Source organism: Bartonella sp. AP88HLJMH (assembly GCF_042195605.1).
Taxonomy (GTDB): domain Bacteria; phylum Pseudomonadota; class Alphaproteobacteria; order Rhizobiales; family Rhizobiaceae; genus Bartonella.
This window is the reverse complement of the sequence record NZ_JBHIOR010000005.1, coordinates 1-20,677: the sequence shown is the minus strand read 5'-3', so window position 1 is coordinate 20,677 and position 20,677 is coordinate 1. Positions and strand designations below refer to the sequence as shown.

19 protein-coding genes and 2 pseudogenes are annotated in these 20,677 nt (G+C 37.7%); 18 read left to right on the top strand and 3 right to left on the bottom strand.

Annotated features, from left to right (window positions below; all coding sequences use genetic code 11):
• Positions 1-59 precede the first annotated feature (59 nt).
• Complete coding sequence (locus tag ACFIMA_RS03705; RefSeq protein WP_375627633.1) at positions 60-854, bottom strand: molybdopterin-synthase adenylyltransferase MoeB; 795 nt, start codon at positions 852-854, stop codon at positions 60-62.
• Between the two features lie 87 nt (positions 855-941).
• Here ACFIMA_RS03705 and gshB point away from each other — a divergent pair, with 87 nt between their 5' ends.
• From gshB to ACFIMA_RS03650, 11 genes are all read left to right on the top strand, one after another.
• A complete protein-coding gene (gene gshB / locus ACFIMA_RS03700) occupies positions 942-1,889 on the top strand; it encodes a glutathione synthase (protein WP_375627632.1) in 948 nt (315 codons plus the stop codon).
• A 133-nt stretch (positions 1,890-2,022) separates the two neighbouring features.
• Positions 2,023-3,069, top strand: coding sequence for a PstS family phosphate ABC transporter substrate-binding protein (locus ACFIMA_RS03695; RefSeq protein WP_375611795.1), 1,047 nt, complete (start codon positions 2,023-2,025; stop codon positions 3,067-3,069).
• A gap of 75 nt (positions 3,070-3,144) precedes the next feature.
• Positions 3,145-4,605 carry a phosphate ABC transporter permease subunit PstC gene (gene pstC, locus ACFIMA_RS03690; protein ID WP_375632303.1) on the top strand — a complete coding sequence of 487 codons (1,461 nt, stop codon included), beginning with the start codon at positions 3,145-3,147 and terminating at the stop codon, positions 4,603-4,605.
• Positions 4,602-5,891 carry a phosphate ABC transporter permease PstA gene (gene pstA / locus ACFIMA_RS03685; RefSeq protein ID WP_375611793.1) on the top strand — a complete coding sequence of 430 codons (1,290 nt, stop codon included), beginning with the start codon at positions 4,602-4,604 and terminating at the stop codon, positions 5,889-5,891. The genes pstC and pstA overlap by 4 nt, the downstream gene beginning before the upstream one ends.
• 51 nt (positions 5,892-5,942) lie before the next feature.
• A complete protein-coding gene (gene pstB / locus ACFIMA_RS03680) occupies positions 5,943-6,701 on the top strand; it encodes a phosphate ABC transporter ATP-binding protein PstB (RefSeq protein WP_375632304.1) in 759 nt (252 codons plus the stop codon).
• Between the two features lie 21 nt (positions 6,702-6,722).
• Positions 6,723-7,445 (top strand): phosphate signaling complex protein PhoU, encoded by a 723-nt coding sequence (gene phoU / locus ACFIMA_RS03675; RefSeq protein ID WP_375611791.1) that lies wholly within the window; start codon positions 6,723-6,725, stop codon positions 7,443-7,445.
• A gap of 549 nt (positions 7,446-7,994) precedes the next feature.
• Entirely contained in the window at positions 7,995-8,828 is an 834-nt protein-coding gene (locus ACFIMA_RS03670) for a cell wall hydrolase (RefSeq protein WP_375613326.1), read from the top strand.
• A gap of 177 nt (positions 8,829-9,005) precedes the next feature.
• Positions 9,006-10,253 (top strand): aminopeptidase, encoded by a 1,248-nt coding sequence (locus ACFIMA_RS03665; protein ID WP_375613327.1) that lies wholly within the window; start codon positions 9,006-9,008, stop codon positions 10,251-10,253.
• 271 nt (positions 10,254-10,524) lie between these two features.
• A complete protein-coding gene (gene mutM, locus ACFIMA_RS03660; protein ID WP_375613328.1) occupies positions 10,525-11,400 on the top strand; it encodes a bifunctional DNA-formamidopyrimidine glycosylase/DNA-(apurinic or apyrimidinic site) lyase in 876 nt (291 codons plus the stop codon).
• 84 nt (positions 11,401-11,484) lie between these two features.
• On the top strand, positions 11,485-12,879 hold the full coding sequence (locus ACFIMA_RS03655) for a M20/M25/M40 family metallo-hydrolase (RefSeq protein WP_375652514.1): 1,395 nt from the start codon (positions 11,485-11,487) through the stop codon (positions 12,877-12,879).
• Complete coding sequence (locus tag ACFIMA_RS03650) at positions 12,872-13,492, top strand: ribonuclease D (protein WP_375611786.1); 621 nt, start codon at positions 12,872-12,874, stop codon at positions 13,490-13,492. The genes ACFIMA_RS03655 and ACFIMA_RS03650 overlap by 8 nt, the downstream gene beginning before the upstream one ends.
• A 250-nt stretch (positions 13,493-13,742) precedes the next feature.
• Here ACFIMA_RS03650 and ACFIMA_RS03645 read toward each other — a convergent pair.
• Positions 13,743-14,185, bottom strand: a pseudogene (locus ACFIMA_RS03645) (integrase); the annotation flags it as partial.
• Between the two features lie 414 nt (positions 14,186-14,599).
• Here ACFIMA_RS03645 and ACFIMA_RS03640 point away from each other — a divergent pair.
• The 3 genes from ACFIMA_RS03640 to ACFIMA_RS03630 all read left to right on the top strand — a co-directional run bounded on the left by ACFIMA_RS03640 (position 14,600) and on the right by ACFIMA_RS03630 (position 17,964).
• Positions 14,600-14,929, top strand: a complete 330-nt coding sequence (locus ACFIMA_RS03640) for a hypothetical protein (protein WP_375611785.1) — start codon at positions 14,600-14,602, stop codon at positions 14,927-14,929.
• Between the two features lie 1,028 nt (positions 14,930-15,957).
• A complete protein-coding gene (locus tag ACFIMA_RS03635; protein WP_375686110.1) occupies positions 15,958-16,791 on the top strand; it encodes an outer membrane protein in 834 nt (277 codons plus the stop codon).
• A gap of 336 nt (positions 16,792-17,127) precedes the next feature.
• Positions 17,128-17,964, top strand: a complete 837-nt coding sequence (locus ACFIMA_RS03630) for a porin (RefSeq protein ID WP_375652515.1) — start codon at positions 17,128-17,130, stop codon at positions 17,962-17,964.
• A 292-nt stretch (positions 17,965-18,256) separates the two neighbouring features.
• Here ACFIMA_RS03630 and ACFIMA_RS03625 read toward each other — a convergent pair whose 3' ends face one another.
• Positions 18,257-18,430 carry a hypothetical protein gene (locus ACFIMA_RS03625; protein ID WP_375652516.1) on the bottom strand — a complete coding sequence of 58 codons (174 nt, stop codon included), beginning with the start codon at positions 18,428-18,430 and terminating at the stop codon, positions 18,257-18,259.
• A gap of 318 nt (positions 18,431-18,748) precedes the next feature.
• Here ACFIMA_RS03625 and ACFIMA_RS03620 point away from each other — a divergent pair, with 318 nt between their 5' ends.
• From ACFIMA_RS03620 to ACFIMA_RS03605, 4 genes and pseudogenes are all read left to right on the top strand, one after another.
• Positions 18,749-18,952, top strand: a complete 204-nt coding sequence (locus ACFIMA_RS03620) for a hypothetical protein (protein WP_375677927.1) — start codon at positions 18,749-18,751, stop codon at positions 18,950-18,952.
• A complete protein-coding gene (locus tag ACFIMA_RS03615) occupies positions 18,945-19,169 on the top strand; it encodes an outer membrane protein (RefSeq protein WP_375652522.1) in 225 nt (74 codons plus the stop codon). The genes ACFIMA_RS03620 and ACFIMA_RS03615 overlap by 8 nt, the downstream gene beginning before the upstream one ends.
• A gap of 182 nt (positions 19,170-19,351) precedes the next feature.
• Positions 19,352-20,233, top strand: coding sequence for an outer membrane protein (locus ACFIMA_RS03610; RefSeq protein ID WP_375677926.1), 882 nt, complete (start codon positions 19,352-19,354; stop codon positions 20,231-20,233).
• Positions 20,234-20,447: 214 nt separating this feature from the next.
• Positions 20,448-20,677: pseudogene (locus ACFIMA_RS03605) on the top strand (hemagglutinin repeat-containing protein); the annotation flags it as partial.

The following is a 20,677-nucleotide window of genomic DNA, read 5'->3' as shown; positions in this document are numbered from 1 at the left end:
AATTAGTATTTCAATACATATTGCGAGAGTGCTAAAAATTAGTGGAAGAGAGGACATAATCATGATTCTCCAAGCTTCTTAATAACTATGGTATTTTCTTTATAATTTGAGCGTTTATAAGTAATAATATTAAATTGCGCTAATAATCCATTATAGAGAAGAATCTTTCCTACTAATGGCTCTCCGATGTTTGTGATCATTTTAATAACTTCCATTGCTTGTAGGGTCCCAATAACGCCAGGTAAAACACCGATGATTCCAGTTTCAGCGCATGTTGGGATGGTCCCGTGAGCTGGAGGGGTGGGAAATAAATCGCGATAGTGAGGATTATTGTCTTTATACGGCATAAGGACCGTTAATGAGCCATTAAAACGTTCTACAGCACCGCTTATTAGAGGTTTTTTGCATTGGGCAGCGTGATCAGCGAGAAGATAGCGTGTGGTAAAATTATCACTTCCATCAACAATGATGTGGTAAGCATTGAGCAGTTTATCCACATTACTTTTATCTAAGCGTAGGGTGTGTTTTTCAACTACAACATGGGGATTTATTGCTTTTATAGTGGTTTCAGCACTGTCTGTTTTGCTTTTGTTGATTGCATTTGTTTTATGAATAACTTGGCGTTGTAAATTGGAAAGTGAAACGATGTCGTTATCGACAATTCCAAGGGTTCCAACACCTGCGGCAGCCAAATAGGTTAAGACAGGAGCACCAAGACCACCCGCGCCTACAACAAGAACACGTGCTGTTTTTAGCTTTTGTTGCCCTGCACCACCAATCTCAGGCAAAATGATGTGGCGTGCATAGCGTTCGATTTCTTTGTTGTTTAATTTTATATCTGTTTCTTGTGTCATAAATTTTCTCTTGTCATAGTTCTTTTATTGTTTACTAAGTTTATGATGCATAGACCAGTCTGCTTTTAGGATAGAGAGGATTTATTTATGAAAATTGCCATTCAGATGGATCATATTTCAACAGTTCGGATTCAAGGAGATACGACATTTGCACTCGCTTTAGCAGCCCAAGAACGTGGACACTCTCTCTTCCATTATACACCAGATCGTTTATCTCTATACGATGGTTGTGTGATTGCACGACTAGAGCCATTGATTGTACATGATAAAGAGGGAAGCCACTATCGATTAGAAAAGCCTGTTCGTACGGAATTAACAGATATGGATGTGGTTCTTTTACGCCAAGATCCACCTTTTAATCTCAATTATATCACAACAACTCATTTGTTAGAGCGTATTCATCCTAAAACACTCGTTGTGAATGATCCTGCATGGGTACGCAACAGTCCAGAAAAAATTTTTGTTACTGAATTTTCTGATCTGATGCCAGAAACATTAATTACCAAAGATATTGAAGAAATAACAGCTTTTAGAGAGACATTTGGCGATATTATTGTTAAACCACTTTATGGGAATGGGGGCGCTGGTATTTTTTATTTAAGACAAGATGATCGCAATTTAGCATCATTGTTAGAAATGTTTGCAGAAATTTATCACGAACCTTTTATTGTTCAGCGCTATTTAGAGGCAGTACGAAAAGGAGATAAAAGGATTATTTTGCTTGATGGTACACCTGTTGGAGCTATTAATCGAATTCCGACAGAAACAGATGTGCGCTCTAATATGCATGTTGGAGGTCGCGCGGAAAATGTGGAGTTAACAAAACGTGATTATGAAATTTGTGAACGCATTGGTCCAGCCTTAAAGGAACGCGGTCTTCTTTTTGTGGGGATTGATGTGATTGGAGATTATATAACAGAAATTAATGTGACGTCTCCTACGGGAATTCGTGAAATTAAACGCTTCTGCGGTACGGATGTTGCTCATTTGTTTTGGGATGTTATTGAGTTCAAGCGTTCAAACGAATTTATTTGACAGAGGACAAAAACATGGTTTTAAAAAAATGATCCATGTTGTTTTTTATATTTGTTATGTTGCAAATGTGAACTAGAATGACCGTATAATATAAATTAAGAGGCTTTGTTTTCAATTTTTAGGGAGTTTATAGATGAACAAAGTATTATCAATTGGAGTGGGATTGATTTTTGCGCTACTGCTGTCAGCAAATGGAGGCAATGCGCGCGATCAAATACAGATTACTGGTTCATCTACAGTTTTACCTTATCAAAAGATTGTTGCTGAAACATTTGGAGAAATTTATCCCCATTTTAAGGTTCCTGTTATCGAATCGGGAGGAACAGGAGCTGGTATTAAGGAATTCTGCCGTGGTATTGGGGAGAACACTGTTGATATTGTTAATGCTTCGCGAGCAATGAAACCGAGTGAATTACAGTCTTGTTTTGATGCTGGTGTAAAAGATGTTGAGGAAATACGTATTGGGTATGATGGCATTGTTTTTGCAACTGATATTAAGGGACCTGATTGGAAATTACAGCCAGTAGATGTTTATAAAGCCCTTGCTGCTCGAATTATTATAGACGGAAAGTTGCAACCGAATAATGTTTTGAAATGGAGTGCAGTCAATAGTGCTCTTCCTGATTGGACGATAGCAGCGTATATTCCTGGAGAGAAGCATGGGACACGTGAAGTTTTTGAGGAAAAATTACTTACTGAGGGGTGTAAAGAGAGTGGGGCAGTTGAGGTGATGAAGTCTTTAGGAATGGATGATAAGGAGATACACACTGCTTGTATTGCGGTACGTAAGGATGGAAAAGCGGTTGATATTGATGGTGATTATTCTGAAACATTTGCGCGTCTAATTTCTAATAAAACAGGGGTTGGTATTTTTGGTTTGTCTTTTTATCAAAATAATGCTGATAGGCTAAAGGTTGCCGATATTAACGGTTTTGCGCCAACAGTTGAGACGATTTCTAGTGGACAATATCCAGTTTCTCGTCCGCTTTTTTTCTATATTAAGAAAGCACATTTAGGTATTATTTCAGGTTTGCGAGAGTATGTTGATTTTTTTCTTTCTGACCAAATGATTGGTCCAGAGGGTCCTTTGGCTGAATATGGTTTGATTGTTTCTCCTGAAAAGGAACGTCAAGCACAGCGTTCTGATTTTTCTGCTGGTCGAGTAATGACATTGAAATAATTTGCAGGGAAAATTTGTTGGATTTCTGAGATAGGAAATTTGGGTGCTATTTTTTTATAAAAACTGAAAGATAAAATGCGCATTTCCTTCATTGTTTTGCTATTATTGATTTTTGGATTTTGTGGCTTTTGTATTTCTTATATGCGAGCACGCATTCTTGAATACAGACAACATAAAATGCATTCTCGTGCGTATTATTATGGCTGGTGGACATTTTTGATTACGGTTATTCCAGCTTTTATTTTTTTAATTGTTTGGGATGCTGGGAGTACAATTTATTTAGAGTATAATGCCTCTCGAGAGCTGGGGGCGTATAGTGCGCATGTAACAGAGCCTGTAAATCACGATCTACTTTGGGAGACACTTCGAAGTCTCGTCAAAAAGATTCATCGCTTTGAGGGGAATCTTTCTACCGCTTCCTATAAGGAAATGCAGGCACAATTACTCGCGAAGGGATTGATTTTATCCGATGAAGCATCGGATGATGTGTTCAAAATAGCACAGTCGTGGGTATTCTCTTCTGAAAAGCTTAAGTTTATAGGTTATGTTTTTCTTTTTGCTATTGCGTCCTTTGGTTTTATCTGTGGAATGATGCAAATTGCGCCTCATCAACGTGCCCGTAATAAGGTTGAATCTTTTATTATTATTGGATTGATTTGTGCATCTATTGTTGCAGTCTTGACAACAATAGCCATTGCGCTTTCTATGCTTTTTCAGACAGTAAGCTTTTTTCAGTCTGTATCCTTTTCAAATTTCTTTTTAGGAACAGTTTGGGATCCGCGTTTTTCCGCGAGCGGTTCCAGCGATGAAGTAGGACAATTTGGTTTAATACCGCTTCTTGCTGGTACGTTTTATATTGCATTTGTTGCCATGCTTTTTGCTGTACCTATAGGACTATTTTCAGCTCTTTATATGGCGGAGTATGCTTCTTCGCGATTGCGAGCAATTGTGAAGCCATTGTTAGAAGTTCTTGCTGGCATTCCAACGATTGTTTATGGCTTTTTTGCTTTGAAGGTTGTGGGACCATTTTTACGAGATCTCTCTGCTTCTCTCTCAGACGGGGTTAGTTTTATTATGGCACAAAGTGTTTTGACTGCTGGAGTTGTGATGGGAATTATGTTGATACCTTTTGTTTCCTCTTTATCGGATGATGTTATTACGGCTGTTCCACGCATTTTACGTGAAGGTTCTTATGGTTTAGGCGCAACGCAATCTGAAACAATTAAAAAAGTTGTTATACCAGCAGCGCTTCCAGGGATTATGGGGGCTATTTTGTTGACGGCATCGCGTGCAATTGGAGAAACAATGATTGTGGTTTTGGCGGCAGGTGTTGCAGCAAATTTAACACTCAATCCTTTCGAAGCAATGACTACGATGACTGTTAAGATTGTTAATCAATTGACCGGTGATTTTGAGTTTAATTCTCCACAAACTCTGGTGGCTTTTGCCTTAGGGATGACGCTCTTTGTTATGACACTTTTGATGAATATTCTAGCTCTTTATATTGTGCGTAAATATCGGGAACAATATGAATGAATGAAGATTTTTTTCCTCGTCGCAATATTAGTCTCAAGCGTCGGTATTGGGCTGAACGTCGTTTTCGTGCCTATGGTTTGATTGCCATTTTTATTGGTTTATTTTTTTTATTTACGCTTTTATGGTCTATCATTAGTCAGGGTTATACAGCTTTTTTTCAAAGTGAAATGACATTATCGATTTATTTGGATGAAAAGATCATTGATCCAAGTGGTCAACGTAAAACAAAACCACAAGTGCTCATGACGGCGAATTATCCACTTCTTGTACGCAATGCTTTAGCGAAGAAACTTAATATCAATCAAAATGATCGAGCCTCTCTTTTGGACGTTAACCGTATGTTTTCAAATGGTGTCCGTGTTCAACTGCGTGAAATGGTGACAAAAAATCCAAAACTGATTGGCACAATGCAAAAAGTTAAAGTTTTGGCATCTGCGGATATTGATTCTGCTTATAAGGGACAGATTGATCTGCGTGTAGCAGAAAAAAACCGTAAAGTTTCTAATCGACAGATAGAATGGATAAAGCGTTTAGCGCATGATGGTACGCTTTATAAAACATTTAATATTGGTTTTTTTACATTTGGCGCTTCAAGTCGTCCTGAGACTGCGGGATTAGGTGTTGCGATCATTGGTTCTCTTTATATGATAGGCATCGTTTTATTAGTTTCCCTTCCGATAGGCATAGCAACGGCTCTTTATTTAGAAGAATATGCACGCAAAAATAAATTTACAGATTTTATAGAGGTTAATATCAATAATCTTGCAGCTGTTCCTTCAATTGTGTTTGGTCTTTTAGGACTCTCTTTTTTTGTTAATTTTTTAGGATTACCACGTTCAGCCTCTTTTGTTGGTGGTCTTGTTTTAGCGCTCATGACTCTTCCCACGATCATTATTGCAACACGTTCTGCTCTGCGTGCTGTTCCTCTCTCTATTCGTTCTGCAGCTTTGGGGTTGGGAGCATCAAAAACACAAATGATTTTTCATCATGTTGTTCCTTTAGCTGCGCCTGGCATTTTAACAGGCACAATTATTGGAGTCGCTCAGGCTTTGGGTGAAACAGCTCCTTTGCTTTTGATTGGAATGGTTGCTTTTGTTGTTAATATTCCTACGACCCCCATGGATCCAGCAACGGCTTTGCCTGTTCAAATTTTTATGTGGGCGGGTGAAGCAGAGCGTGCTTTTGTTGAAAAGACATCAGGTGCTATTATTGTATTGATGATTTTTCTTGCGATCATGAATATTTCTGCGGTTTTTTTACGTCGACGATTTGAACGCCGCCAGTAATTTTAATAAAACAACAGCTTTGATAAGATTTTTGTAAGGTGAATTTTTGTAATGAAGATTAAAATGCGCGGTCAGGATGTGAAGGTTTCTTACGGAGATAAAGAAGCACTCCACGGTATTACACTTGATATTCCTGAACATCAAGTAACTGCTTTGATTGGTCCATCAGGATGCGGAAAGTCAACTTTTTTGCGTTGTTTTAACCGTATGAATGATACGATTGAAGGCGCTAAAACAACTGGTCTTATTACCTTAGATGGGGAGAATATTTATGACACACGGATTGATGTTGTAGAATTGCGCGCTCGTGTTGGAATGGTTTTTCAAAAGCCCAGCCCTTTTCCAAAATCTATATTTGAGAATGTTGCGTATGGTCCACGCATTCATGGTTTAGTTAAAACACGCTCTGAATTGCATGATGTAGTTGAAAAGAGTTTGAGGCAGGCAGGTTTGTTTGAAGAAGTAAAAGACCGCCTTCATGATCTTGGAACAAGTTTATCAGGGGGACAACAACAGCGTTTGTGTATTGCACGTGCTATTGCGGTTAGTCCTGAAGTTATTTTGATGGATGAGCCCTGTTCAGCTCTTGATCCCATTGCGACAGCACGGATTGAAGAGCTTATCGATGCGTTACGGCAAAATTATACAATTGTTATCGTAACGCATTCCATGCAACAGGCCGCACGTGTTTCTCAACATACGGCTATGTTTCATTTAGGGCATTTGGTAGAAGTTGGTGCGACTGAAATGATCTTTACCTCACCAAAAGAGCAACGGACGCAAGATTATATTACGGGGCGTTTTGGATAGGTGAATTGAGGAGTGTAAGATATGTCTATGAAACATACTGTCCGTTCTTATGATGCAGAACTAAAATATTTAAGAGTAAGGATTACAGAAATGGGGAGCCATGCAGAAAGGATGATTGAACGTTCTGTCGCATCGGTTGTGAGTAGTGATCTTCAACTTGCAACGACAGTGATTGCCGATGATGTGTTTTTAGATGAAGCAGAACGTGACATTGATGAAAAAGCGGTTGCTATTATTTGCAAACGCCAACCGATGGCTGTCGATTTGCGTGAAATTATTGGAGCCATTCGTATTTCTTCTGATCTTGAACGGATTGGGGATATGGCAAAAAACATTGCTAAAAGGACTGTTGCACTTTCAGAAATACGTCAATCTGCTTCTGTTTATCATGGGCTTGAAACAATTACAGCTTTAGCACTCAATCAATTAAAAGAAGTCTTAAATGCTTATACGAGTCGCCTATTAGAGCGTGTTGACGCGGTGCGTGAGCGTGATGAGAAGATTGATGCTTTGTATACTTCTCTTTTTCGTGAACTTTTGACGTATATGATGGAAGATATGCGCAATATTACGGTTTGTACGCACTTACTGTTTTGTTTAAAGAATATTGAACGAATTGGTGATCATGTTACTAATATTGCTGAAATGCTGCATTATATCATAACGGGTTACCATATGTCCTCTGATCGTCCTCGTGATGACCTTACTTATAAAGTTGGGGTAGGTGAGAAGAAAATAGATTAAAATTTTTCTTATATGTATAAAATAAGTTTGTAGATATATGAGTATTTTCTTACAGTGCAGCTATAAGAAGAATAAGATAACCATTTTATGGCAAAGCACAAAGAAGCAACAAAGAGCTTTTTCAGAGAAGCATGGCAGATTGTTAACTCTTGGTTTGACATATTTGTATATTGGATGATATCATCACTCGTATTGTGGCAGGAGGGGAGTTTTCTAGGGGAATTTCCTTTCAGATCATTTTGTTAAAATTTTATATTAAAGGGGATATCTGTATTATTTTTTCGTATGTAGAAGAAGTGGATAGTGTTACTTTATTGTAATTGAAACGTGTGGGTTATTATAGCCTATATTGAACCATGAAGAATAACAATATCGATCTGTAAATTAAGAGTTTTTTATTTTTTATTTTGCATAGATACTTTTTGATTACCTCTTGTATTAAAATTTTACTGAGTGGTAACAATTAGCTATGTACTTTATTGAGAGATACATTTAAAGCTCATTTCAAGACTTGAATATCTCAGAGATTATAGGAATGTGTTGCATAAGATGAAAAAAAATCGTTGGAATGTTTTTGTTACCTGTTGTGTAGCGCCGTTAGTTGTTGTGGGATGTGCTTCAAGTCATTTAGATGCTGGAAAAATAAATAATAATAAGACAAAAGCGGTTACATATCCATTGACAGAGCGTCAATGTCTTATGCGAGCGATGTATTTTGAATCAAATCGCACAAGCCGTGAAGGAATGATTGCCGTTGGAACGGTTGTTATGAATCGTGTTAATTCAACCGCCTATCCTAAGACGATTTGTGGTGTTGTTGGTCAATATAGGCAATTTGCTCCTGGTGTTTTAACGCGTCCTATGACGGAGAAAGCATCTGTTGCTCGTGTAAGAGAGGCGGCTGATGCCGTTTTACGGGGTGAACGAGATAAGAAAGTTAAACACGCTAAGTTTTTTCATACCGCTGGTTTGTCTTTTCCGTATAAAAACATGCATTATGTTCAGGTTGCAGGGGGAAATGCTTTTTATGAAAAACGATCACGTGATGGAGAGCTTCAAGTTCCTACAAATAATCGCCCTTATGATGTTGCTTATGCTTTTGCTCAAGAACGTTCTGGTCATGCGCCAAGCTTTATAGATGAAGGCTTAGAGAGTAGGGGCGTAAAGGCAGAGAAAAGTACATCTCCTTCGACAGAAGTAGCACAGTCCAAGATGGCACATCCTGCGCCTTTTGCTATGGTACAGCTTGATAAAGTTCCTATCCCTGCCTATGCACCTCAACATCTAGCTAGGAAAGAGGAAAATAAAACGATTATGGTTTTACCTTCATCTGATCAGTTAAATGCAATTGTTGCAATGTTAGAAAAACGACACAGGAACTAGTAAGTTTTTCATGACCAAAGAAGGATGATATACCCATTGCGGTTTATGAATTAAGTGAATTTTAGCGATAATGATACGCATAAATATACGTAGAGAAAGCGAACTCAAAGGATCTGAAAAACAATTTATAATATGACGACATAAAGAACGCATTCTATTTAAAGAAGGGTATTGGTAATGTACTTTGATATTCATGAGACAATTTTGCCTGAAATGCTTAATCGTCTTGCAGAAATTACAGTGAAAGTGGGGTTGAATTTACAAGAGGGGCAGGATCTTGTTTTAACTGCTCCAGTTTCAGCGTTACCTTTTGTTCGGCGTATTGCATATCATGCTTATAAGGTTGGTGCTGGTGTCATTACACCAATTTTTAGTGATGATATGTTATCGCTTACACGGTTTGAAAATGCCCATACAGCTAGTTTTGATTGTGCCCCTTCTTGGCTTTATGAGGGAATGGCAAAGGCTTTTGAAAATGGGGCAGCGCGTTTAGCGATTGTTGGTGATAATCCTTTGCTCCTTTCCAATCAGGATTTTGATAAGGTTTCACGTTTAAATAAAGCCACTTCAATAGCTTACCAGCCGGCACTCAAGCAAATATCAAATTTTGCTATGAATTGGTCGATTGTTGCTTATCCAACAGCAGGATGGGCTGAGGCAATGTTTCCTTCTTTACCACTTAATGAGGCGATTAAAAAATTAGCCGATGCAATTTTTTCTGCTTCACGTGTTACAGGAGAAGATCCGGTGCAGGCGTGGACTGTTCATAATGCACATTTGAAGAAACGGTCATCTTGGCTTAATGAGCAGCGTTTTTCTGCCTTACACTTTACAGGGCCAGGGACTGATTTAACTGTTGGTTTGGCAGATGATCATGAATGGCATGGTGGTGCATCCGTTGCTCAAAATGGTGTTATTTGCAATCCGAATATTCCGACAGAAGAAGTTTTCACGACTCCTCATGCTCATAAGGTTGAAGGTTTCGTTCGCTCAACAAAGCCCCTTTCCTATCAAGGAACTCTGATTGATAATATTGAAGTACGTTTTGAAGCCGGGCGTATTGTTGAGGCTCGTGCATCAACAGGCCAAGAAGTTTTACAGCAGGTTTTGCAAAGTGATGAGGGTGCAAGCCGGTTGGGCGAAGTTGCCCTTGTGCCCCATTCTTCACCAATTTCTAAGAGTGGCCTCCTTTTTTATAATACCTTATTTGATGAAAATGCTGCATGTCATATTGCTTTAGGGCAGTGTTATTCCAAATGCTTTTTAGATGGGGCATCATTGACGTCAGAAGAGATTGCAGCACGTGGTGGGAATAAAAGTGTCATTCATATTGACTGGATGATTGGTTCTGGTGAAATTGACATAGATGGCATTACCCAAGATGGTGTAAGAGTTCCTGTATTTCGTAAGGGTGAATGGGCTTAATTTTGTTACCATAAAACGCGGTCATTTGAGGTGGGGTGGGATGTAAGCTTTATTGATACGTTAAGTATTTTAGAGTGTGTGGTATATATTCAAGGCAGGGTTTGTCCATAAAGCCTTTAGTTAAATGATTCACATGAGTAGGAATCCAAGTAAAATCGACTCATCAAGAATTTGTTTAGTAGATGTAGAGGAAGTCTTCGTTTTTTGAGGGGGGAAGAAGTCAATTTATCAGTGATACGATTGGAAAGTGTATAATTATTAAAGAAGAGTAATGCCTGAGCTTCCTGAAGTAGAGACAGTTCGTCGTGGACTTGAGTCCGTTGTAACTGATGCAAAGATAGTATCTGTCAAACTTAATCGTAGAGATTTGCGCTTTCCTTTTCCTGAGGCTTTTTCTGAGCGCCTTATTGGCAGAACAATTATAGAACTTGGTCGGCGTGCGAAATATTTATTATTTCATCTTTCTCAGGATGAAACGATTTTAAGCCATTTAGGAATGTCTGGTTCATGGCGTATAGAGAATGATTTTTTAAGAAAAGCTTGTTCAGCGTCAAGTAAATTAGTTAAACATGATCATTTTGTCATGGATATTCAGACAAAGAATGGTGACGTTTATCGTCTTATTTATAATGATGTGCGTCGCTTTGGGTTTATGCTTTTAGTCGATACGGATAAGCTTTATGAACATCCACTTTTAAATAAGCTAGGTCTTGAACCTATAAGTAATTCGTTTTCTGGTCGTTATTTACAAAAGGCTTTTGTTAATAAAAAAATGTCTCTCAAGGGTGTTTTACTTGATCAGTCTATTGTTGCAGGTCTTGGGAATATTTATGTTTGTGAAGCACTTTGGCGGAGTCGTTTGTCTCCACAACGTGGTGCATTTACATTGGCATCAAAAACGGCACGTGCACGTGAATTTGCAGATTCTTTAGCACAAAATATACGCAATGTGATTTCTGAAGCCATTTTGTCTGGTGGCTCTTCTTTACGTGATTATATGCATATAGATGGTTCGCTTGGTTATTTTCAGCATGCTTTTTCAGTTTATGGACGAGAAGGCAAGCAATGTTTGGAATGTGGAGCGCCTATTATGCGCATTTTACAGGCTGGACGTTCAAGTTTTTACTGCTCACAATGTCAAAAATGAATAAGGTGTCTTGCAAAATCTTACAAGAGGCTTAAAGTCATCGCATCTATAATATAATTACACAAGGCTTGAAAGGTTTTTTTTATGCTGAATAAAGTACTAACACATCTTGATGGAAATATAGAGAAGAGCCTTGAACGCCTTTTTTCTCTTTTACGTTTTCAATCGATTTCTACAGACTCGGCTTACAAGGATGCATGTCGTAAAGCAGCTGATTGGTTAGTGGAGGATTTAAAAAGCATTGGTTTTGAGGCTTCACGCCGTGATACGCCGGGGCATCCAATGGTTGTTGGGCATCATCCTGGACCTTCAGATGATTGTTTGCATGTGTTGTTTTACGGACATTATGATGTTCAACCTGTTGATCCATTGAGTTTATGGGAGGATGATCCATTTACACCTTCTTTAAAAGAGAGAGATGGAGAGAAAGTTATTTGTGCTCGTGGAGCTTCAGATGACAAAGGTCAGTTGATGACTTTTATTGAAGCATGTCGTGCATTTAAGAAAGAAACAGGGCAGCTTCCTATTAAAGTTACTGTTTTATTTGAGGGAGAAGAAGAATGTGCTTCTCCTTCCCTTATTCCTTTTTTAAAAGCAAATACAGATGAACTTAAGGCAGATTATGCATTGGTTTGTGACACGTCAATGTGGGATGCGGATACACCATCTATTGCTCTTTCTCTTCGGGGAATTATGGCAGAAGAGATTATTATCACAGCAGCGAATCGTGATTTACATTCTGGTTATTTTGGAGGAGTAGCAGCTAATCCCATTCGTATTTTAACGAAAATCTTAGCAGGACTTCACGATGAAAATAATAGGGCAACACTTCCTAGTTTTTATGATGGCGTAGAAGAAACACCTCCACAGATTTTACAATCATGGAATGCACTTAATTGTACTGCTGAAAATTTTCTTGGTCCTATAGGACTTTCCGTTCCAGCTGGTGAAAAAGGGCGGAGCATTTTAGAGCTTGTATGGGCACGTCCTACCATGGAAATTAATGGTATTAGTGGCGGCTATGAAGGGGAAGGGATGAAAACAGTTATTGCTTCTCAAGCGAGTGCAAAAGTATCGTGTCGTTTGGTGCATAAGCAAGATCCAGAGAAAATACGCCAAGCGTTGCGTGATTATGTACGTAGCTCAATTCCTGCTGATTGTAAGGTTGAATTTAAGAATCACGGTTCTTCTCCGGCACTTCAGATTTCTGATGATTCATCTTTTATCAAGGAGGCGAAGGATGCCTTATCACAAGAGTGGGAAGTGCCTGCTGTTTTGACAGCCATGGGGGGCTCGATCCCAATTGTAGCAGATTTTCGGTCAATTCTTGGTATGGAAACTCTTTTGGTTGGTTTTGGACTGGCTGATGACCGTATTCATTCTCCTAATGAAAAATATAATTTAAAATCGTTTCATAAGGGGCAGCGATCTTGGGCGCGTATTCTTGCTGCTTTAGCAAGTAGGAGGGTAAATGGCTGAGATTCGCGTTCATCAAGGTGATTTACCAAACTTAGACAATTATAAAACTGATGCCATTGCGATTGATACCGAGACTTTAGGATTACAACCCTATCGTGATCGTTTATGCGTTGTTCAGCTTTCTTCTGGAGATGGTACTGCCGATATTATACAGATTGCTAAAGGACAAAAGAATGCACCTAATTTGGTCAAGCTTCTTGAAGATAAAGCGGTCGTAAAAATATTCCATTTTGGGCGTTTTGATCTTGCTATTTTAGCACATACATTTGGTGTTATGCCAGAGGCTATTTTTTGTACAAAGATTGCTTCGAAACTCACGCGCACTTATACGGATCGTCATGGTTTGAAAGAAATTTGTAATGAATTGCTGAATGTGAATATTTCTAAACAGCAACAATCTTCGGATTGGGCGGCAGAAACGTTATCACAGGCACAAATTGAATATGCTGCGTCGGATGTGTTATATTTACATCGTTTAAAGGTTATATTTGAAGAACGTTTAAGACGTGAAGAGCGAGAAAATGTTGCCAAGGCATGCTTTCAATTTTTGCCTATGAGAGCTAGGCTTGATCTTTTAGGATGGGCGGAAGTTGATATTTTTGCGCATAGCTAACTTTAAAATTGGCTTTTAAATAGAGTTAATTATTGATGTGAGAGGACAAAATGCTTGTACATTATGGGCGTTTTATCCTCTCATCTTTTCTGATAAGAATTATAATAAATTCTTAAGTGCTATTTCATTTGAAGTTTAGGCAATAAAAATACTTTTGCGAATCCATATTTTTTATTTTTGTAACAGCTTTTATTTGAAACAAAGCAATTTTGAGGAGAGGCTGGAAACATACGGTAGGTTGGAAGACTTAAATCTCTGAAACCGGTATACAGCCTAATTGGGGGAGAATATGAATGTGTAAATGTAAAAACCAAATCTCATCTTTACCATCATTTTTAATTCTGCTTTACGACTTTCAAAAGTATTTAAAGCAATGTCTGTTAAATAATAGAGATTACGCATTGCCTCATGTTTTTAATGGATTTACGTTCTTCGTGTAAAACAGAACGCCCTAAACGGAATATATTTGTGTTGCTAATTCATGTGCTTTTTGTAAAGAAACCGACACCCAAGTTCATTTTACGGTGGCGCTCATAAAAGATATAACAATAAAGCTTCCAATACCAATATAAAATCTATTGAACACTACCATCTTTATGCTTATGGAGTAACAAGCCGCTACCATCCACACAACTGTACCAATTCCCAATGTTGTGTAAGTCCTTAGCACTTGAGACGGTTCATAAGAGGCATTTTTAGTCTTTTTTTAGTGTTTTTTATCCACACAGCTCTCTCAACTTGTAACGTGCAAACAAATGGTTTTGATTGATTCAACATGAAAAAGATTTGGAATGAGAGAATCTTATGGTATTTAGGATTCTCAGTCAATATGGATAACGCTATATTATCATTATAAATCAGTATATTATATGAAGTTCGTATAGTTTATTATTTTCAGACGATACTTCGTGCCTTTATTTATTACTCAATAAGTAATTTCTATGTTGGCAGAGCAGGGCAATTTTCTTTTATTTTAAAATTAAAATGCTCCAAAGCTTTATTTTTAAGGATTCTCACTTTTTATCTATAAACATGCTATTTTTTCTGGAAATTTGCAATGAAGGCACTAGATAAAATCCATTATGAATATTTGATGAGGTTAAATTTATGAACATAAAATATTTTATTACAGCTTTTGCTACTTTTGCTTCAATCTCTATGGCTCAAGGTGCAAGTTTTTTAGCGTCTCAAAACCTTATACAGAGAGCATCTTCGGCTGTTCCTCCAATAGGTTTTTTTACTGGTGAACAGCTTCGCAAGTTATTATCTGAAGTTTTTCAGATAGAACTTTCTTGCACAAATAACAGCGAAAGCATAACAGCAGCTAAGTTAGTACCTGTGTTACATTCTGGTAAAAAAAGAGATCATTATCCTAAAAGAAGACCAGGGAAAAAAGGACGGCCAAACCTATTTGCACGAGGTCCAATGAGTTTTTAAAAAGTGAAAAAACAACATCAAGAAGTATAATATATGCTTTGAAGTTGAAAAAGAGGGATATTTTTTCTGCCAAATTCATGATTTTTAAAGCAAGGGGTGGGTTGAAAACTTTCAGAAAGATTTCTCATTTTTTCAGCTTTAAGGAGATTTCTATATAAGTTTTAATGTTTATCATACCGGTTGTCTGTCTTTAGGTATTTTTTTCAATTTCGTCTTGTAAAGGAGTATGAAATGATAGCCTACAAATAAGGCTGAATCTCTGAAAAAGACTTTACTATAAGGTTGAGAGAAGAAAAAAATGGTAAATATGTCAAAAAGGAATAAATGCCTAAATAAAAACAAAGAGCAAGCGTGATGAAATTGCATGTAATCTTGTTGCAGTCCATAGGGTAGTGGAGATCTTGTTCATGTGCGCTACAAGCGTTCTTTACAATGATGAAAAAATAATCAAAGTGCTATTCACATTTGGTTATGCGAAGGATGAAGCTAAAAACATTGTTTGTATGAATTTAAATGGAACAGTTAGATTTAGCTGCCCTCAATATTGTAACGGTCTTCACTATTATAATATTGAGAGTATTAATAGGAAGCATTTTAGCTTTTAAATAGTTTTATTTATTCACACACTTGCTTGTTTGTGAGGTGCAGAGGGATGGTTTTGGTTTCTTTAATATAAAAAGGCTTAAGATAAGAGCATCGTCAATATTGCAGACGAATTAATATAAAAGATATTTTTTCATTATAAATCAATATATTATATTTTTATGTCAATAGCACACGCTTTACACGGAGGGTACTGTGACGCAGTTTTTTTATCAAAATGATAAAGGAGAGAAAACGTGAGGAAAAGAGACCATTTGTGCATGGGCATAGTTTTATTCTCATTTATTACAGATCAAGCAATTAAGGGTACTTTGATTGGCTTTTTGTTTTTTTTATAAGTGTATCATTTTTGCTACAGATATCTGAAGATGGTGCTCTATATGAAACGGTGTGTTCAAATAAATATTCAGCTATGGAGAGAAAATATGAATATGAAATGGTTAATAACAGCTTCTGCTTTCGCTTTTGTTTCAGCTTCAGCAGCACAAGCAGCAGATGTTATTGTTCCCCCAAGACCAACACCTGTTGCTCCCGTTATTGTTGCTCCAAATTTTTCTTGGACAGGTTTTTATGTTGGGGGCCAGATTGGTGGTTTTTCGGGTAAAACGAAAATGGATATTCTCAGTAATGGAAACAAGATTCCAGCGCCTGATGACCTTTTGCCTAAACTATCTGGTTTCATGGGGGGTCTTTATGCAGGTTCCAACGTTGATCTTGGTAATGGCCTTATTCTAGGTGTTGATACAGATATCATGTGGTCTAATAAAGATGACACGAAGACAGGAAAAACATATGTCATTGCCCCAGAACACATCAATTATATTAACAAGGTATTAAAAGACGCTGCAATTAATATTGGTAAAGATGCGCTTAAACCTGGTGCTAAACGAACCCACAGTTTCACTTTTAAAGAAAAGTGGGCTGGTGCAACGCGCGTGCGTATTGGTTTTGCAGCTGAACGCATTATGCCTTATGTTGCTGGTGGTATCGCTTATACACAGCTTCAAGATAGTGCGTTGATTTCAATAACAGATAAAGATTCAGACAAAGTAATCGCTTCTGGTACTCTGTCTGATGAAACAAAGACCCTTGTTGGTTACACCCTTGGTGCTGGTGTTGATTTAGCAATGACCAATAATATTATTGTACGTGCGGAATATCGTTACTCAGATTTTGGTAAAAAGAAATTCTCAAATGATAAATATGAGACATCTTACAAAACCAATGATTTCCGAGTTGGTGTTGCTTACAAATTTTAATAGATGGTAAGTTAAATAACGAAGAGGCTCTGTCTTTGACCGAGCCTCTGTTATTCTTTGTTGCTATATTATCACACAATACATAATTTATTGTGGATGTGAAAAGATATTATTCAGATTTTCTTAAAAAAATTCATAGACAACAAACAAAAATTACATTTAAAAATCAATAAGTTATTTATATATAATCTTTAGGTTTCTCGTACAAAATCAAGCTATGAAGCAATTTTGTCTGGGATGTGCCCTCCATTTTCTGTGACTGTATCATTTTTACTACAGCTTTTCTTTCTGTAATCTTGTAGCACTGTGCTCATAAATAAATTAGGAGCAAAGTTTATGAATATAAAATCTTTAGTAACAACTTCTGTTATCGCTATAGCGGCAGCTTCTGCAGCACAAGCTGCTGATGTTGTCATCCCTCATGAAACAGCCCCAGCAGTCATCGCAGCAGCCCCTTCATTTTCTTGGACAGGCTTTTATATCGGTGGTCAAGTTGGTAACTTTTCAGGTAAAGTTGATGAATATGATTCAGAAACAAAAAAGAAAATTACAGATAAAGACTGGACACCTAAGCCTTCCGGTTTCATGGGGGGTATTTATGTAGGTTCTAACGTGGATCTTGGAAATGGCCTCATTCTAGGTGTTGAAACTGATGCCGTCTGGGCTGACCGCGAAGATTCAAAAGCGCATTCAGCAGTCATTGGAGCAATTGGCCTTGATGCTTTCAAAGATGAGCTTATAGCAGCGAAAGCTACACCTGCTACAGGAAAAACTATTACTGGTATCGCGGCGACTGACAAACGTGTAGATAGCACCTCTATAAAAGAAAAATGGTCTGGTGCAACACGCGTTCGTGTTGGTTTTGCAGCCGTTGATCGCATTATGCCTTATGTTGCTGGTGGTATTGCTTATACGCAGCTCCAGATAGTCGATTCTCTTAAGGCGGAAGGAGCTGATGGTGCCGAAATCGCTTCTGCTAAAGTGTTTGATGAAACGAAAACGATGGTTGGTTTCACTGTAGGTGGTGGTATTGACTTTGCAATGACAGACAATGTTCTGTTGCGTGCAGAATACCGTTACTCAGACTTTGGTAAAAAAGCATTTGTAAAGGACGGGGATAAAATAGCTTACAAAACCAATGATTTCCGTGTAGGTGTTGCATACAAATTCTAATTTCGTCAACAACGAAATGATGAAGATAAAATAAATTGTCATGAGGCTCTGTTAAAGACGGAGCCTCTGTTATTTTTCTATTGTTATATTATTACACACTCCATATTTATTGGCGGTGTAAAAGATATTATTCAGATTTCCTTAAAAAGATTTTTATAAACGACAGGCAATAATTACGCGGTAAAATCAATGAATTATACGTATTCATAACTTACAATTTCTTGTGAAACGTGAAGTTATGAAATGACTTTATCTTGCGTCAGCTTTCGTTTCCTATGATTGTATCATTTTACTACAGCGTTTTTTTTTTGTAGTCGTATAATACTGTGCTCGTAAATAAATGAGGAGCAAAGTTTACGAATATAAAATCTTCAGTAACAACTTTTGTTATCGCTATGACTACAGCTTCTGCGGCACAAGCTGCTGATATTGTCATTCCTCGTAAAAAAGCTCCAACAGTTATCATAGCTCTTTCGTTTTTTTAGACAGGTTTTTATCTTGGTGGTCAAGTTGGCAACTTTTCAAGTCAAAGTTTATGTATTTGATTTAGAGACAAAAGAAAAAAACTTCAGATAAAGATGCACTACCTAAGCCTTCAGGTTTCATAGGTGGTATTTATTTTAGGTTTCAACGTAGATCTTAGAAATGTCCTAGGTGTTGAACCCGATGCAGTCTGGGCAGACTGAGGAGAGACGAAGACGGTCTCAAAGATTCTTGTGATTGATGAATTTAATGATTTTAATGATGAATTTGAAGATGCTGGTGTTGCATTGCTGGTGTTACATTGGATGAAAATAAAAAGTTTCAAAAGGGTGACACAGCAGTGTATCGCATTGGTTTCAAAGAAAAAAGGTCTGGTGCAACACGGGTTTGTGTTGGTTTTTCTGTCGCTGACAGTATTATGCCTTATCTTGCGATGGTATTGCTTATGCGCAAATACAAGGTGTTGGTAAAGTTTCAGGAACAAAAAAAATTGGCAAATGGGTAAGCCAAGTAAAGAAGTTTCTGCTACAGTATTTGATAAAATAAAAACGATGGAGGGTTTCACCCTTGGTGGTGGTATAGATTTCGCGATGACAGATCATGTTCTGCTTCGTGCGGAGTACCGTTACTCAGACTTTGGTAAGAAGGAATATAAAAAGTATTACCTTAAACTAGGCTACACAACCAATGACTTTCACGTAGGTGTCGCTTACAAGTTCTAATCTCATCAAAAGTGCAATTATGAATAAAAAGTATTAATAAAAAATTAAATTTTCAAGAGATCTTGACTTTGATCAAAACACTGTTTTTCTGGGGTTTATTTGTGTGATTGTGACATTTTTACTACAGCTTTTCTATTTATAATCTTGTAAGGTCGTTTTATAGTTAATTTAGGAGCAAAATTATGAATACAAAATCTTTAATAGCAACTTCTATTGCCGCTTTAATTTCAGCTTCTGCAGCACAAGCTGCTGACGTGGTGATCCCTCGTGAAACAGCCCCAGCAGTTATCGCAGCAGCCCCTTCGTTTTCTTGGACAGGCTTTTATCTTGGTGGTCAAGTTGGTAACTTTTCGAGTAAAACTAAAGTAACTATTCCAGGAGAAGATAAAGAACTTGTCAAAAAAGATAACACACCTAGTCCTTCTGGTTTCATGGGTGGGATTTATGCCGGATCTAACGTAGACCTTGGAAATGGTCTCATTCTCGGTGTTGAAACCGATGCAGTTTGGGCAGACCGTGAAGAATCAAAAACAGCCCGTGAATTGACTCTTACTGAAAAAAATGCAGCAGATTTTAATGCTGCCCTTGAAAAAGCTAAGGTTGAATTAAAAGGTCAGCAACAGTTTGAAAAAGGCGACAAGGTAACGGAAAAGCACAGTTACAAAGAAAAATGGTCTGGTGCTACACGCGTTCGTATCGGTTTTGCTGCTGTTGACCGCATTATGCCTTATGTTGCTGGTGGTATTGCCTATGCGCAGGTACAGGGTATTCAATCAGTTACAGGAAAAGGAGAGAGAGTTAAAGTTGAACAGAAAGCTGGTGTGGTTGAAAACCCATCAGTTAAGCAAAATGTAGATTTGACTGGTGGTACTTGGGCTGATGACACGAAGACAATGGTTGGTTTCACTATTGGCGGCGGTGTTGACTTTGCAATGACCGACAACGTTCTTTTACGTGCAGAATACCGTTACTCCGATTTTGGTAAAAAGAAATTCGCCAACGATACACGTGAATTCAACTACAAAACCAATGACTTCCGTGTAGGTGTCGCTTACAAATTCTAATTTCGTAAAAATGAAATTATCAGCACAAAAAATACTAAGGCCTCGTTTAACGGGGCCTTTATTTTATTATCTCTCTATTTTATTTCTCTTAATCTCTTCATTTTTAATGGGATCATACTCCTCATGCAAAACAGAACGCCCCAACGGAATACATTTGTTGTTGTGTATTCACACATTTGTTTTAAAGAAATATTTTTCAAAGTATATCAAGCTCACTTATGTCCCTGGAAAAGATTTGAATATTCTAGGCTCTGATGTTCAAGCAACGGATAAACTTCTCTTGCAGGCTGAGAGGAATGTTTCTATTGATGCCACACGCAACAGTGCCAATAGCCATCGCGGGGATCAAACATCTCATGTTGCCTTGCACAATGGCTCTCATTTAAGTTCTGGAAAAGAGACCACTGTTCTATCGGGTGGCGATATCCATATGGCTGCTTCCGA